The following is a 15,855-nucleotide window of genomic DNA, read 5'->3' on the forward strand; positions in this document are numbered from 1 at the left end:
GGCGCCTAATCATATCAGCGAATAGCCGCTAACTGTAAATCACAGCCGATATCAGGGGAGCTTTCCCAGCAGCAGGCGCGCGATCAGCCCGCCACCCTCGCGGTGCAGCAGCTGCAGTTCGCCTGCGTGACGCCTGGCCACGTTGGCGGCCATGGCCAGTCCCAGCCCGGTCCCACCGGTAGCGCGACTGCGCGAGCTTTCGCTGCGCTGGAACGGTTGCAGCAGGCGGACACGATCAGCTTCGGCGATGCCCGGCCCGCGATCCATCACATCCAGCTGCACCCCATGTCCCCACACGGCGACATGCAGCTCCACGGCGCCCGCGTAACGCTCGGCGTTGTCGATGAGATTGTCGACCGCGCGCCGGAGCAGCAGCGCATCGCCATGCCACGGCAGCGTATCCGGGCACTGAAGCGAAATGTCGACCCCGCGCAGCAGCGCCCCTTGCAGGCATTCCTGCAGCAGGGCAGCCAGATCCAGCGAGCGCATCTGCAAGGGCTGCAGCTCGCCGCGTGCATAGTCCAGCACCTGCTCGATCATCGCGTCCATGCGTTCGATGTCCGCCACCATCCGGGCGGCCTGTGGTGCGGGAGCGAACTCGGCGCGCAGGCGCAGGCCGGTCAGGGGCGTGCGCAGGTCATGCGCCACTGCCGCCAGCATATGGGTCATGTCCTGTGCCTGGACCCGCAGGCGTTCGCGACCGGTGCTGATCGCGGCGGCCAGCATCTGCACTTCGCGTGGGCCATCGTCGGGCAATGGCGATTCGGCCTGCAGGTCGACCCGTGCGCTCGCTTCGGCCAGGCGCCGCAGCGGGCGCCCCAACCGGATCGACGCCCACGCCGCCAACGGCGCCAGCAGGATCGCACCGCCCAACAGGGCGAGCATCACCTGGCGGCGCCAGGCCGCCAGGTCACTATGGTCGCTGCCGACCACCCGCCAGCGGCCGTCGGCCTGGCGCATCCCCAGTTCAAACGGCGGCCACTGCATCGCGGTCAGCAGCGCGGCCTGTGATTTCAGCACGCCAGCACGACCGGAGGCGTCCAGTACCGCGCCACCCTCGATGACCTGCACATCGGGCGCCCTGCCCTGCCCCGTCCATGCCAGGCGTACATCCTCGGCCGGCATGCCCATCTGCGCAGCCGCCAGCTGCGCGAGCCAGTCGCTGGCGCTACCTTGGGGAGGCGCGTCCTGCGTCGCCCTGCGCAATCCCAGTGACGCCGGCGCCTGTTCCCCACGCAGTACCTGCATCGCATGGTCCAGCCGCATCGGTGGCGGCGCGGGCCGGGGCATCCAACCCACCACTGCAACGCTGACCAGGGTTGCCAGCAGCAGGCTGGCCAGCGCCAGCATCGCGATCCAGCGTGTGGTCGACCACCGGCTGCTCACAGCACCTGTACCTCAGCGTCGAAGCGATACCCTTCCCCGCGCAGTGTCTGCACGAGGGCTTCTGCCCCGGACGCGGCCTGCCCGAGCTTGCGGCGCAGGCGGCTGATCGCGAGGTCAATGGCACGGTCCACGCTGTCACTGGCTTCTCCGCGACTCAACTGCAGCAGCTGCTCACGCCCCAGCACCCGCCCGGGACGTTCGGCCAGCGCCAGCAACAGGGAAAACTCGCCACGACTCAGCACCAGCTCGGCACCGTCCGGTGCGAACAGGCGACGCTGGTCGGGCAGCAATCGCCAGCCATCAAACCGCAGTTCGCTGGCCACCTGCGTGCGCAGCTTGTCCTGACGGCGCAGCAGTGCGCGTACCCGCGCCAGCAGTTCACGCGGATCAAAGGGTTTGGCCAGGTAGTCGTCCGCGCCCATCTCCAGGCCGATCACGCGGTCCGGTGCAGCCCCCATCGCCGACAGCATCAGGATCGGGATCGCCCTCGCCTGCAGCCTGCGGCAGACCGACAGCCCATCCTCACCGGGCATCATCCAGTCGAGGATGATCAGGTCCGGTCGTTCGGCCTGCAGCAGCACGTCCAGTGCCGCCGCATCCGCCGCCAGGCGTACCTGGTAGCCGTGCAGCAGCAGGTGGTCGGCGATGGCGTCGCGGATGCTGGCATCGTCGTCGACGACGATGACACGGATGGGAGTACTCATTCGGACAGTATCCAGCACCTGTGTATCAGGACGGTATCAACGCCGATATTCCGGCGATACGCCGCCGTGCGCCAATGGTCACCCACGATCACTGCGGAGTCTTCCCTTGCGCCTCTTCCTGTTGCCCCTGTTCGCCGCTCCCTTGCCTGCGCTCGCCTCCAACGCCGCCGCGCACATCCTGCCGATGTGGATGCAGGGCGGTCATCCGGCGGTGGCCGTCTCGCTGGACGGGCGCGCCGAACCGCTGCGCTTCTTGGTCGACAGTGCCGCGGGGGCAACGCTGGTCGATGCCCGCGTCGTGCGGCGCTATGGCCTGGAGGATGCGGATGCAGAGGTATCACAGGCGCAAGGGGCGAGTGCAGCTTCGGCGCGGTTGCAGCGCATGCGCAGCACGTCCTGGCAGCTGGGCAGCTGGCAGCTGCAGGCCCAAGCCATGAACGTGGATCTGTCATCGTTGCCGAAGGATGATGATCCAGCCATCGACGGCTTGATCGGCAACGATCTGACCGGGCGCTGGGACACCCGTTGGGACTTCGGCCGCAATCAACTGGCGCTGTGGACACCCGGCGGATTGAACCTGGAAGGACCGGGTTGCCAGCCCAATGCGCTGCCCGGCCGCACTGGCGGCCTGCGCCAGTTCGGCTTCATCACGCTTGCACTGGGCGCGCCTGCGGTGGACGCCATCGCCGTGGTCGACACCGGTGCCGCACAGACCGTCCTCAACGCCGAAGCCGCCCGCGCACTGGGGCTGCGCACCGACGGCAGCGACGCGCGGGTGCGGGTGCGTGAAAAGGGCACCGAAGGCCTGGGCGGCGGCAAGCAGGCAACCTGGCTGTACACCCTGCCCGGCATGACCGGCGGCGGCTGGCAGCACCCGTCGATGGAGGTCCGCATCAGCGAACTGCCGGTGTTCAAGGCGATCGGCCTGGAGGGCCGGCCGGCGCTGATCCTCGGTGCCGATGCAATGCGCGGCGGCCAGGTGGACATCGGTGCCGGCGCGGCGCGGATCTGCCTGCGCCGGCCGCAGGCCGGCTGACATCTGGCGATGACGCCAGCGGCAGCCCGGCGTAGCATCACCGTGCGCCCCACCAGGAGTTCCACGCATGTGCCGTGCCACCCTGATGTTGCTGACGCTGCTCCCGCTGGCGGTACTGGCCGCGCCGCCACCCGTGCCCTCGCCCACTCGCATCGATGCCGAAGCACGGCGGCTGATGCAGGCGGCCCATGCGCGCGGGATGGCGCTGGCGGTGATCGATGACGGCAAGGTGGTGCATGTGGCCGCCTACGGTGAACGCAACGCCGCAGGCGAGCCGCTGCGCACCGACACCGTGATGTATGCCGCATCGCTCACCAAGATGGCCTTCGGCCACCTGGTCGCACAGCTGGCGCAGGACGGGGTGATCGATCTGGATGCCAGCATCGCCACAGCTCTGGACGTGCCGCTGCCAGACTACCCGCCCGAACCGAAAAAGTACGCCGACTACAGCGTGCTGGCGAGTGATGCACGCTGGCGCCGGCTCACGCCCCGAAAGCTGCTGAATCACGCCAGCGGCTTTGCCAACTTCGGCTTTCTCGAACCGGATGGCCGGTTGAAGTTCCACTTCGAGCCCGGCAGCCGCTACGGCTATTCCGGCGAGGGCCTGATCCTGCTGCAGTTCGTGATCGAACGTGGGCGACTGGGCGAGGATGTGGGTGCGTTGATGCAGCAGCGCGTGTTCGATCGCTTCGGCATGGCGCGCACCAGCATGTCGTGGCGCGCGGATTTCGCCGGCAACCTGGCCGATGGCTGGACCGTCGAAGGCAATACAGAGCCGCACGATCAACGCAGCCGTGTGCGGGCGGCAGGATCGATGGATACCACCATCACCGACATGGCCCACTTCGCCGCCGGTTATGTGCGCGGCGATGGGCTGTCTGCGGCAATGCGCAGGGAACTGGTGCGGCCGCAGCTGCCGATCACCACCGCCAGCCAGTTCCCAACGCTGCAGCCGGAGCTGCCCGTTGCGCAGCAGCACCGGGATCTGGCCGCGGGCCTGGGCGTGGTGACCTTCCGTGGCCCCCAGGGTGCAGGCTTCTACAAGGGCGGCCACGACGATGCGGTCGGCAACACCCTGGTGTGCATCGAGCGGCACAAACGCTGCGTGGTGATCCTGGGCAACGATGTACGGGCCGAGGCCACCTTCCCGGCACTGGTGGCGTTCGTGCTGGGTGATACCGGCGTGCCATGGCAGTGGGAGTACGGCGCGGCGAAGGCCTTCGTCGAATGAAGGCGCGATGATCCCTGGGCGGGGAGTGCGGAGGGATGGGAGCAACCATGCATGGCGTGTGGATCCACCTCACGCGTGGATGCCTGCTCCGCTCAGCGCGCCTGCTCGAAGAACATCAGGTACACCAGCCGGCCATTCTCCGGGCGGTCGCCGAACGCTGGCCCGGCGGTATGCCAGAACCAGGGCCGCAGCAGCACCAGCCGGTTGAAACGCATCGGGATGCGCATGGTCATTTCCCACTGGCTGTCGTCGTTGCTGTCGCGCTCGATGATGTCACGATGCATGTCGCCGCCGTTGGCATAGCCCAATGCGGCCAGCTCCGCTGCATCCAGGGCCATGCGCTCGGTGCCGGTACGGCGGTGGCGGAAGAACTCGGTGCCGCCCTCGCAGTGCTCCGGTGCACTCAGGTAGAGGATGCCCGACCAGTGCGAGTGATCGGCGTGCACCTTGGCGCGGCCGGTGTCACCGGCCAGGGTAAGGCGGAACTTGCCATGCGACTGCAGTGGGTTGACCGGCCGCAGCGGTTCGTTGACCAGCCGCGAGACCGCGCCGGACAGCCCATCCAGTTCCAGCCGCTGCTGCGAATTGCGGCCGGGGAATGCACCCTCCTGCACCGGATAGGTCAGGCCCAGCGCCGCCTGGCGCAGCCCCTGCGCATCGGCAGGAGAAAGGAAGTCGTCGACGACGATGAAGGAGGTAGGCATGGCCACCGAGCGTAGCGATGCGCTGCTGCGGCGGCAACCGGGCAACGAAAAACCCCGCCTTGCGGCGGGGTTCTTCCTTGCATCGGGAGGGCGTGCCGACCAGGGTCGGCAACGACCGCCCGGGGGATGTGGACTTAGAAGTCCATGCCGCCCATGCCACCCATGCCGCCCATGCCACCGGCGCCACCCATGGCCGGCTCGTCCTTCTTCGGAGCTTCGGCAACCATGGCTTCGGTGGTGATCATCAGGCCAGCGATCGAAGCGGCGTTCTGCAGCGCCGAACGGGTCACCTTGGTCGGGTCCAGGATGCCGAACTGCAGCATGTCGCCGAACTCGCCGGTGGCGGCGTTGTAACCGAAGCTGCCGGTGCCTTCCTTGACCTTGTTGATGATGACCGACGGCTCGTCGCCGGCGTTGGCCACGATCTCGCGCAGCGGGGCTTCCATCGCACGCAGGGCGATCTGGATGCCGTGGTTCTGGTCTTCGTTGGCGCCCTTCAGGCCGGCCAGCGCGGTGATCGCGCGGACCAGGGCAACACCGCCGCCCGGAACCACGCCTTCTTCAACGGCCGCACGGGTCGCGTGCAGGGCGTCGTCGACGCGATCCTTCTTTTCCTTCATTTCGATTTCGGTCGAGGCGCCGACCTTGATCACGGCAACACCGCCGGCCAGCTTGGCCACGCGTTCCTGCAGCTTCTCGCGGTCGTAATCCGAGGAGGTGTCCTGGATCTGGGTCTTGATCTGCGCCACGCGTGCATCAACGTTGGCCTTGTCGCCGACGCCGTCGATGATGGTGGTGTTCTCCTTGGAGACCTGCACCTTCTTGGCGCGGCCCAGGTCCTTGATGGTGGCCTTCTCCAGCGACAGGCCGACTTCTTCGGAGATCACGGTGCCGCCGGTCAGCACGGCCATGTCTTCCAGCATCGCCTTGCGACGGTCGCCGAAGCCCGGGGCCTTGACGGCCACGACCTTGACGATGCCACGGATGGTGTTGACCACCAGGGTGGCCAGCGCTTCGCCTTCGACTTCCTCGGCCACGATCAGCAGCGGCTTGCCGGCCTTGGCGACACCTTCCAGCACCGGCAGCAGGTCACGGACGTTGGAGATCTTCTTGTCGTGCAGCAGGATGAACGGGTCATCCAGGTCAGCGGTCTGCGACTGCTGGTTGTTGATGAAGTACGGCGACAGGTAGCCGCGGTCGAACTGCATGCCCTTGACCACGTCCAGTTCGTTGTCCAGGCCCGAGCCTTCTTCAACGGTGATGACGCCTTCCTTGCCGACTTCCTTCATCGCGTCAGCGATGATCTGGCCGATCGACTCGTCCGAGTTGGCCGAGATGGTACCGACCTGGGCGATCGCCTTGTCGTCGGCGGTCGGCTTGGAGATGTTCTTCAGCTCGGCGACGGCGGCCGAGACGGCCTTGTCGATACCGCGCTTGAGGTCCATCGGGTTCATGCCGGCGGCAACGGCCTTGGCGCCTTCGCGGATCAGGGCCTGGGCCAGCACGGTGGCGGTGGTGGTGCCGTCGCCGGCATCGTCGTTGGTGCGCGAAGCAACTTCCTTCACCATCTGCGCGCCCATGTTCTCGAACTTGTCAGCCAGTTCGATCTCCTTGGCGACGGAGACGCCGTCCTTGGTGATGGTCGGCGCGCCGAAGCTCTTTTCCAGCACGACGTTGCGGCCCTTCGGGCCCAGGGTGGCCTTGACGGCATTGGCGAGAACGTTGACGCCGCGCACCATGCGCGAACGGGCGTCTTCACCGAAACGAATATCCTTGGCAGCCATTGCATTTACCTCATTGGTAGCGCCGGACGATGCCCGGCGGCTGGGAGTTTGGGATCAGGTTGAAACAGGTCGCGCCGGGGCTCAGCCGATGACGGCGAGCACGTCGTCTTCGCGCAGGACCTTGTATTCGACGCCTTCGCTCTTGTACGAGCTGCCGGCGTACTGGCCGTAGATGACCTTGTCGCCGACCTTCAGCGACGGCGCGCGCACGTTGCCGTTGTCCAGCGGCTTGCCCGGGCCGACGGCCACGACCTCACCCTTGGTGGACTTTTCCTTGGCCGAGTCGGGGATGACGATGCCACCGGCGGAGATTTCGTCGGCTTCGATCGGCTTGACCACAACGCGGTCGTGCAGCGGCTTGATGCTCATAGGAGACCTCTTAAGTGATTGATTGGTCTAAAAAAGTCCGGCGATGTTAGCACTCACCCCAGGCGAGTGCCAGAACCGCACGTGAAGAAACCCGACAACGTCGGGAGCAGGGCAGAGATGGAGCCCCGCCGCCCCCTTTCAAGGGCGGAATGAAAAAATTTTTCCGCCCGCGCGCCTCGGCCAAGGCGTCGGTCCTGGACAATTTCGGTGACAAGCGTCGCACTGTCAGATATCTGACGTTCATTTACGACAAAGTGTCACTGGATCGGCCTTAGGCTCGGTCAGGCATTCCCAATCACAAGGAGTAGTCGATGCGATTGCTGTCCCCGCTTGCCGCCGCCTGCCTGCTGGCACTGGCCGCCGCGCCGGCCCAGGCCGAGGTTTTCATCAACGAACTGCACTACGACGACAGCACCGCCGCCGGTGACGTCGGCGAAGCCATCGAAGTGGTCGCCACCGCCGGCGAGGACCTGTCCGGCTACCGCCTCTACCTCTACAACGGCAGCAATCCTTCGGCGGCCGCGGTCTACGCCAACAACCCGGTCCCGGCCGGCACCGCCGCCGGCTGCGGCAGCGCGACCATCGCCGTGGTCAACTACCCGACCAACGGCATCCAGAACGGCCCCAACGACGGCATCGCCCTGGTCGATGCCAGCGGCAAGGTGGTCCAGTTCCTCAGCTACGAGGGCGCCATCACCGCCTCCGGTGGCCCTGCCGCCGGCATGACCAGCCAGAACATCCCGGTGGCCGAGACCAACAGCACGGCCGCGGGCACCTCGCTGCAGCTGACCGGCAGCGGCAGCCAGTACACCCACTTCACCTGGGCCGAGTCGGCCAGGCAGACCTTCGGCAGCTGCAACAACGGCCAGACCTTCAGTGGCGGCGGAACCCCGGGCCCGAACACACCGCCGTCGGTCTCCACCACCACCCCGGCGCAGGGCAGCAGCACCTTCCCGGCCGCCGCCGACCTGGAAGTGGTGTTCAGCGAGACGGTGAACCTGGCCAGTGGCGCCTTCGCCCTGAGCTGCGGCACCTCCGGCAGCGTGCCGTTGACCTTCCCGGCCAGCGGCCGCAGCGTGAAGCTGTCCACCAACACTGCGCTGGTGGCCGGTGAGGCCTGCCGCTTCGACATCCGCGCCGCGCGCATCACCGACCTGCAGGGCGCGCACCCGGCCGCCGACAGCCGCATCGCCTTCACCGTGGCCAGCACCGGCGGCAATCCGGACCCGGGCAACCCGGGCGTGCCGGCCGGCTATTACTCCAAGGTCAACACCAGCAGCCCCAGCCAGCTGCGCTGCTCGCTGCATGCCACCATCAAGGGCCACACCGCCTACCCTTACAGCGGCTCGGGCACCAGTACCTGGACCATTCTGGAAATCGCCGACGAGGATCCGAACAATTCCGGCAGGATCCTCGATGCATATCGCAACCACAGCTACGCCAAGGTGACCGATCGCGCCGGCAGTGGCAGTGGCCTGAAGTACAACCGCGAGCACACCTGGCCGAACTCGCTGGGCTTTGCCACCACCACCGGTGACAAGGGCCTGCCGTACGCGCCGTATACCGACACCCACATGCTGTACCTGACCGACGCGCAGTGGAACGCCGACCGTGGCAACAAGCCGTTCGGCAAGTGCGACGCCAACTGCGGCGAGCGCGCCACCGAGGCCAACAACGGCCAGGGCGGCGGCAGCGGCGGCTATCCGGGCAACTCCAACTGGGTGCGCACGCCGGACGGCAACACCGGCACCTTCGAGGTGTGGGGCAAGCGCAAGGGCGACATGGCGCGTGCGGTGATGTACATGGCGATCCGTTACGAGGGCGGCAAGGATGCGGCCACCGGCCAGTCCGAGCCGGACCTGGAGCTGACCGACGACCGCAGCAAAATCGTCAAGACCAGCAGTTCGCCGGCCTACATGGGCCTGCTGTCCACGCTGATCGACTGGCACCTGTCCGATCCGCCGGATGATGCCGAGCGTGCGCGCAATGACGTGATCTACAGCTTCCAGGGCAACCGCAACCCGTTCATCGACCACCCCGAGTGGGCAACCCCGGCCCTGTTCACCTCGGCCAAGCCGGCCACCTGCCAGCTGGCCAACTGACCGCGCAACGCAGCGGTCCACTGCCGCCGCCGGGCCCTGACCCGGCGGCGGCCCTATACTCGGCGGTCATGTCGACCGTCGATCCCGTCCTGCTGCTGTTGACCACCTGCCCGGACCGGGCCAGTGCCGAGCGCATCGCGCACGCGCTGGTCGGCGAGCGCCTGGCGGCATGCGTGACCCGCCTCGATGGCGCGCAGTCGACCTACCGCTGGCAGGGGGAGGTGACCACCGACGCCGAACTGCAGCTGCTGGTGAAAACCACCGCGAGCCGCGTCGATGACGCAATTGCCCGGATCGTCGCACTGCATCCGTATGAACTCCCGGAGTGCATCGCGGTCGAAACCCGGGCCGGCCTGCCGGCGTATCTGGACTGGATCCGGGCACAGACCCGGGAGGACACTGATTGAAGACTCTGTTTGCGCGCGGCGCCGCCTTGTGCGCCCTGTTGTGGCTCTCGCTGCCGGCCTTCGCGCTGGATGAGAAGGACCTGCTGCCGGTGGACCAGGCGTTCGCGCTGACCGCCAGTGCCCCCGAACGGGGCCAGGTGCAACTGCAGTTCAAGATCGCACCGGGCTATTACCTTTATCGCCACCGCACCAGCGTCAAGGCCGACCCGGCCTTCAATGCCGGCGCGCTGCAGATGCCCAAGGGCGACAAGCACCACGACGATTTCTTCGGCGAAGTCGAGACCTATCGCGAGCGCCTGCAGGCCACCCTGCCCGGCACGCCGTCCGAGGCTGCCGGCACCATCAGCCTGGAAGTGCGTTACCAGGGCTGCGCCGATGCCGGTGTCTGCTACCCGCCGCAGAAGCGCGTGGTGCAGGTCACCCTGCCGGGCGCCGGTGCGGCGGCGGCGGTGCCTGCCGCGCGTGCCGGTGCGGCCAACCCGTTCAACAACCCGCTGGCCGGTGCCGGCAACAGCGGTGGCCTGCGCCTGCCGGGCGCGGCCAACAACAGCCAGGCCCTGCCGCTGCCGTCGGAACAGGCGTTCGGCTTCGATGCCATCGCCAGTGACGGCAACACCCTGCTGCTGCGCTTCAGCCCAGCGCCCGGCTATTACCTGTATCGCGACCGCACCTTGCTGAAGCTGGAAGGCAGCGCCGGCGTGCTGGCCGGCAAGCCGCGCTGGCCGGCCGCGCAATCGCATCGCGACGAGCACTTCGGCGATGTCTCGGTCTACTTCAACCAGGTGGAAGTGCCGCTGCCGCTGCGCCGCACTGTCACTGATGCCGTCGACAGCACCTTGGTGGTGACCTTCCAGGGCTGCCAGACCGATGGCATCTGCTACCCGCCGATGACCCGCCGGGTGAAGCTGTCGATTCCCGCTGGCAAGCTGTCCGCCAGCATTGACCAGGCGCCAGCGCGCAACGAGGTGATCAGCCCGCTGCCCGCCGCCGGCGTGCCACGTGAATCCGCCAACGGCGCACCGTTGCGCCTGCTGCCGACCGTCCCCAACGACGGCATTGCCACTCCCGCCGCCAGCGGCAGTGAGGGTGCGCGCAATGAGTTCGCCGCCGACGCGCGCGATGGCAACGCACTGCGCACGCGCCCACCGGCGACAACCCCGAACCCGGACCGTTCGTTCGTGTGGGTGCTGCTGCTGGCGCTGGCCGGTGGCCTGGTGCTGAACCTGATGCCCTGCGTGCTGCCGATCCTGTCGCTGAAGGTGCTGAGCCTGGCGCAGAGTGGCGAAAGCCCTGAGCGGGCACGCAGCCATGCCCTCTGGTACACGCTGGGCGTGCTGGTCGCGTTCGCGGTGATCGGCGCGCTGATGGTGGGCCTGCGCGCGATCGGCAACGCCGTCGGCATCGGCTTCCAGCTGCAGCACCCGGGCGTGGTGGCGGCGCTGGCCTACATCATGTTCGCGGTGGGCCTGAGCCTGTCCGGCGTGTTTACCCTCGGCGGTGGCATCGGCAACCTCGGCCAGTCGCTGGCCAGCCGCAGCGGGCCGGCCGGCGATTTCTTCACCGGTGCGTTGGCCTGCCTGGTCGGCAGCGCCTGCGTCGGCCCGTTCATGGGCGGGGCGATCGCCTACGCGTTCATTGCCCCGCCGCTGAAGGCGATGACCGTATTCCTGTTCCTCGGCCTGGGCCTTGCGCTGCCGTTCCTGCTGATCGGCTTCGTGCCAGCGCTGGCACGCCGCCTGCCCAAGCCCGGCCCGTGGATGGAAACGCTCAAGCACGTGCTGGCCTTCCCGATGTATGCCACCGCGCTGTGGCTGCTGTGGGTGCTGGGCAAACAGCGCGGCGTGGACGGCATGGCACTGGTGCTGGGTGGCCTGCTGCTGTTCGCCTTCGGCCTGTGGCTGTTCGAGCGCAATCGCTGGACCGGCTCGCGTGCGGTGACCCTGCTCGGCGTGCTGCTGGCGATCGGCGCGCTGGTTCCTGCCTGGGGCGTGACCCAGCTGGCACCACCGGCGCGGGCCGCACAGGCCGCCAGCGAGAACGTGGTCGAGTATTCGCCGCAGTTGCTGGACCGCCTGCGTGCGGACAACCGCGTGGTGTTCGTCAACATGACTGCCGACTGGTGCGTGAGCTGCAAGGCCAATGAACGTGCCGTGCTGTCGCGGCCGGAGTTCAAGGAACTGCTCAAGCGCACCAACGCGGTGTACATGCGCGGTGACTACACCAACGTCGACCCGCAGATCACCACGTTCCTTGAAGAGCACAAGGCCGTGGGCGTGCCGCTGTACGTGGTGTACGGCCCGGGGGCGCCGCCGACCGTGCTGCCGACCCTGTTGACCCAGGCGGTGGTCGAGGAAGCGCTGCTGCGCACCGCACGATGAAGTGGCAACGGCCAGCGCTGCTGTGGACAGCGGTGCTGGCCGCCGGCCTCGGCCTGTGGGCCGGGCATCGATTCTCACCCGGCCCGTCTGCACCGGCCGCGCCAACGACGGCTTCCACAGCGACGGCCGTGAAGCCTGCCCTGCAGGTGGGTGATCCCTTGCCGGCGCTGATCCTGCCGGACCTGGCGGAACAACCGCTGGACCTGCGCGCCCGCTTCGCCGGCCGGCCGCTGCTGATCAATGTCTGGGCCAGCTGGTGTGCGCCCTGCGTGGAAGAGATGCCCGAACTGGCCCGCTTCGCCGAAGCCCAGGGCAACAACGGTGTGCAGGTGCTGGGCATTGCGCTGGATGCCCCGGACGACGTGCGCGCTTTCCTGCTGCGGGTGCCGGTGGACTACCCGATCGTGGTCGAGACGCCGGGGCCACGCGATGCCAGCGTGCAACTGGGCAATACGCAGGGCCTGCTGCCCTACAGCGTGCTGTTCGATGCACAGGGGCGGCGGGTGAAGGCAAAGCTGGGACCGTTCGCCCACGGCGAGATCGACGGCTGGGTGAAGTGAGGGTGTTTTTTGCAGGGCTTGCAGCCCTGCACCCTGCTCAATGCAACGGCAACAGCCAAAGCCAAAGCCAAAGCCAAAGCGGGCATTCCGTGGGTTGGCGGGGCGGTGTCGGAGTGCGGGGACGCTGCAAGTACGTCCCTGTAAGCTTGGCAGCCGCATCCATGCGGCTGACACCCCGCACTCCGACACCGCCCCACCTCTGACAGATCTTCGCGGCCGTTGGTAGGTGTCGACCTTGGTCGACACATCTGTCAGATATCGATATTCAGAACGGAATCAGACCCCGTGCCGACCAACGGTCGGCACCCACCAAAGCAGAACGTCGTTCCGACAGATCGCAGGAACTGTCGAAGGCGGGGTGGGTCCGGTTGAGGGGGTGTCCGCGGCATGGATGCCGCGGCCAAGGCTACAGGGACGTACTTGCGCCGTCCCCCGCAACCGGACCCGCCCCGCTTCCTCACAGGAAACCCGCTGTTGCTTCGGCTGTTGCTTCTGAGGTTGCCGGCCAGGCCGGCACTACCGCGGGTGCCGGGCGCAGCCCGGCCGGCAACCCCTGCTTGACCGCAGGCAGGGCGCCACGGAGAATTCCGCGACTAATTCTCATTTGCTGTTGCGCAGGATGCGGGCGGCAGCCTTCCTGGCCCTCCTCCTTCGATGTTCAAGAACGTCCTGTTCCAACTTCATTGGCTGCTGGGCATTACCGCCGGTGCCGTCCTGGCCCTGATGGGCCTCAGCGGCGCCATGCTGTCCTTCGAGGACGAGCTGCTGCGCGCGGCCAATCCTGGCTTCGCTGAGATCGCCGAGCACCATGCGGACGGCCAGCATCCCCTTGCACTCAGCGAACTGGTGCCGTTGCTGCAGGCTGGCAGCGAGCGCCCCCTGCAACGCCTGCGCGTGGATGCGACCGGACAGCGGCCGTCGGTCGCGCGCTTTGCCGGCGGCAAGGAACACTGGGTGTACTTCGATCCGTACAGCGGCGAGCGCTTCAGCGCCCTGCGCGGGCAGGCATTCTTCGACGTCGTCGAGGACCTGCATCGCCACCTCGCTGCCGGTGAGCGCGGCAAGTGGATCACCGGCAGCTGTGCAATCGCGCTGCTGTTCTTCACCCTGTCCGGTCTCTACCTGCGCTGGCCACGACGCTGGTGGCACTGGCGCAGCTGGCTGGCGGTGGAGTGGACGCGCAGCGGCCGAGGCTTCCTGTGGAGCCTGCACTCGGTGGTCGGCACCTGGGTGCTGCTGATCTACCTGATGAGTGCGCTGACCGGCCTGTGGTGGTCGTTCGACTGGTACCGCAACGCGGCCAACACGCTGCTCGGTGTGGCGCCGGCGGCAAAGCACACGGTTGCCGCCGACGCGGCACTGGACGTCCATCGCATCGAGGCCACGCTGTACGCGCTACCCGGCGTGCGCACCGGCTTCATCGACCTGCGCCTGCCGGAGAAGCCGGGGCAGGCGCTGAACGTGCGGGTGATGGCCGGTGATCCGTCGCAGCGCGGCGGCCACCACGACCGTGCGCATGACCTGCTGCAGCTCGATCCGGCCAGCGGCGCGGTTCTCGATGCCCGCCCGTACGCACGCCAGGGCGCGGGCGGACAGCTGGCCACCAGCGTGTTCGCGCTGCATTCGGGCAGCTACTTCGGTGTGCCCGGGCGCGTGGTGGTGATGCTCAGCAGCCTGGGCATGAGCCTGTTCTTCATCACCGGCTGGATGCTGTACCTGGACCGCCGCCGCAGCCAGCGTGCGGCGCGAGGGCTGCGCCGCGCGCTGCCGGCCACGACCACCGATGGCCGTGGTCCGCCGTGGCTGGTGGTGCATGCCAGCCAGAGCGGACTGGGCGAACAACTGGCGTGGCGTGCGGCCGCGCAGCTGCAGGCGTCCGGTCATGCGGTGCAGGTGCAGTCGCTGGCCCGCGTCGATGCCGCGACGCTGCAGGCCACGTCCCAGGCGCTGCTCGTGCTGAGCACGTTCGGCGACGGCGAGCCACCGGATGCCACGCGCCGCGCGGCACGGCTGCTGCTCGCACAACGCCTGGACCTGTCGCGCCTGCAGTTCGGCCTGCTCGCGCTGGGCGACCGCCAGTACCCGCATTACTGCGGCTTCGGCCGCCAGTTCAATGGCTGGCTGATCGGCAACGGCGCGCGCCCGCTGTTCGAGCGCATCGATGTCGATGCCGCTTCGGTGCCGGCATTGCGCCAATGGCAGCAGCAGCTGGGTACGCTCACCGGCATCGTCACCGATGACAGCGTGCTGCCTGCGGCTACGCAGATGCATGAGTGGCGCCTGCTCGGCCGCGACCACCTCAACCCGGGCAGCGTCGGCGGAGCCATCTGGCGTATCCGTCTTGCCGCACCGGCCGACGTGCAGTGGCAGGCGGGTGACATCCTGCACATCGCACCCCGCCACAACGCGCGGCATGCCGGTGCCGTGCTGAAGGGCCACGGTCTGGATCCGCTGCAGCCCCTGCTGGTCGATGGCCATCCGCGCACGCTGCTGGCGCTGGCCAGTGAACGCGAGCTGCCCGAGGCCGATGCCGCGCTGGCGGTGCAGGATGCCTGCCTGTGGCTGGCCGGGCTGCCGCTGCTGCCCAGCCGCGAGTATTCGATCGCCTCCTGCACGGATGACGGCGTGGTGGAGCTGGTGGTGCGGCTGGTGCATGACGCCTCCGGTCGCGCCGGGTTGGGCTCGGGCTGGCTGTCGTTGCATGCACCGATCGGTGCCGGCATCGTCGCCCGCGTGCATCGCAACCCCGGTTTCCATCGCGTCAGCGGCGCGCCGATGGTGCTGATCGGCAACGGCACCGGCATCGCCGGGCTGCGCAGCCTGTTGCGCGAAGCTGCCCACGCAGGCGAGCGCGGGCACTGGCTGCTGTTCGGTGAACGCCAGCGCGCACACGACTTCCTGTTCGCCGACGAGATCGAAGCCTGGCAGGCCAATGGCCATCTCACGCGGGTGGACCTGGCGTTCTCGCGCGATGGCGAGGGTGGTTACGTGCAGGATCGCCTGCGTGCGGCCGTCGATGCGCTGCGCGACTGGATGCAGCGCGGTGCGGTGATCCATGTCTGTGGGTCGTTGCAGGGCATGGCCGAAGGCGTGGACCAGGTGCTGCGTACTGCGCTGGGTGATGAAGCGGTGGAAACGCTGCTGGAAAACGGGCGCTACCGCCGCGACGTGTATTGATTCCTGCCGCCGAACGC

General features: G+C 67.9%; 12 protein-coding genes. 7 read left to right on the plus strand and 5 right to left on the minus strand.

What is annotated here, in order from left to right; genetic code table 11:
- Positions 1 to 51 precede the first annotated feature (51 nt).
- Complete coding sequence (locus AC5P5W_RS08605) at positions 52 to 1,350, minus strand: sensor histidine kinase (protein WP_032958242.1); 1,299 nt, start codon at positions 1,348 to 1,350, stop codon at positions 52 to 54.
- A gap of 32 nt (positions 1,351 to 1,382) precedes the next feature.
- The gene (locus AC5P5W_RS08610; RefSeq protein ID WP_014648590.1) at positions 1,383 to 2,090 is read right to left on the minus strand and encodes a response regulator transcription factor; all 708 of its coding nucleotides are present in this window, start codon (positions 2,088 to 2,090) and stop codon (positions 1,383 to 1,385) included.
- 106 nt (positions 2,091 to 2,196) lie between these two features.
- On the opposite strand from AC5P5W_RS08610, the gene AC5P5W_RS08615 reads away from it, so the two are divergent.
- A complete protein-coding gene (locus tag AC5P5W_RS08615) occupies positions 2,197 to 3,126 on the plus strand; it encodes an aspartyl protease family protein (protein WP_197575418.1) in 930 nt (309 codons plus the stop codon).
- A gap of 67 nt (positions 3,127 to 3,193) precedes the next feature.
- Positions 3,194 to 4,357 carry a serine hydrolase domain-containing protein gene (locus tag AC5P5W_RS08620; protein WP_069117774.1) on the plus strand — a complete coding sequence of 388 codons (1,164 nt, stop codon included), beginning with the start codon at positions 3,194 to 3,196 and terminating at the stop codon, positions 4,355 to 4,357.
- Positions 4,358 to 4,449: 92 nt separating this feature from the next.
- On the opposite strand, the gene AC5P5W_RS08625 is transcribed toward AC5P5W_RS08620, so the two are convergent.
- The 3 genes from AC5P5W_RS08625 to AC5P5W_RS08635 form a co-directional block, all read right to left on the minus strand.
- Positions 4,450 to 5,061, minus strand: coding sequence for a DUF6445 family protein (locus AC5P5W_RS08625; protein WP_032958237.1), 612 nt, complete (start codon positions 5,059 to 5,061; stop codon positions 4,450 to 4,452).
- A 134-nt stretch (positions 5,062 to 5,195) separates the two neighbouring features.
- Positions 5,196 to 6,845: a chaperonin GroEL gene (gene groL / locus AC5P5W_RS08630; RefSeq protein WP_005411226.1), complete on the minus strand. Its 1,650-nt coding sequence runs from the start codon at positions 6,843 to 6,845 to the stop codon at positions 5,196 to 5,198.
- An 81-nt stretch (positions 6,846 to 6,926) separates the two neighbouring features.
- Positions 6,927 to 7,214: a co-chaperone GroES gene (locus AC5P5W_RS08635; protein ID WP_005411227.1), complete on the minus strand. Its 288-nt coding sequence runs from the start codon at positions 7,212 to 7,214 to the stop codon at positions 6,927 to 6,929.
- Between the two features lie 311 nt (positions 7,215 to 7,525).
- Here AC5P5W_RS08635 and AC5P5W_RS08640 point away from each other — a divergent pair, with 311 nt between their 5' ends.
- From AC5P5W_RS08640 to AC5P5W_RS08660, 5 genes are all read left to right on the plus strand, one after another.
- A complete protein-coding gene (locus AC5P5W_RS08640) occupies positions 7,526 to 9,316 on the plus strand; it encodes an endonuclease (protein WP_014648594.1) in 1,791 nt (596 codons plus the stop codon).
- A gap of 68 nt (positions 9,317 to 9,384) precedes the next feature.
- A complete protein-coding gene (cutA, locus tag AC5P5W_RS08645; RefSeq protein ID WP_014648595.1) occupies positions 9,385 to 9,723 on the plus strand; it encodes a divalent-cation tolerance protein CutA in 339 nt (112 codons plus the stop codon).
- On the plus strand, positions 9,720 to 12,101 hold the full coding sequence (locus tag AC5P5W_RS08650) for a protein-disulfide reductase DsbD domain-containing protein (protein WP_197576170.1): 2,382 nt from the start codon (positions 9,720 to 9,722) through the stop codon (positions 12,099 to 12,101). The genes cutA and AC5P5W_RS08650 overlap by 4 nt, the downstream gene beginning before the upstream one ends.
- Positions 12,098 to 12,661: a redoxin family protein gene (locus tag AC5P5W_RS08655; RefSeq protein ID WP_197576171.1), complete on the plus strand. Its 564-nt coding sequence runs from the start codon at positions 12,098 to 12,100 to the stop codon at positions 12,659 to 12,661. Before AC5P5W_RS08650 ends, AC5P5W_RS08655 begins: the two co-directional genes overlap by 4 nt.
- Positions 12,662 to 13,315: 654 nt before the next feature.
- Entirely contained in the window at positions 13,316 to 15,838 is a 2,523-nt protein-coding gene (locus tag AC5P5W_RS08660) for a PepSY domain-containing protein (RefSeq protein WP_197574714.1), read from the plus strand.
- Positions 15,839 to 15,855 lie beyond the last annotated feature (17 nt).

It is taken from the genome of Stenotrophomonas sp. YJH_SMC_123, from assembly GCF_059368215.1.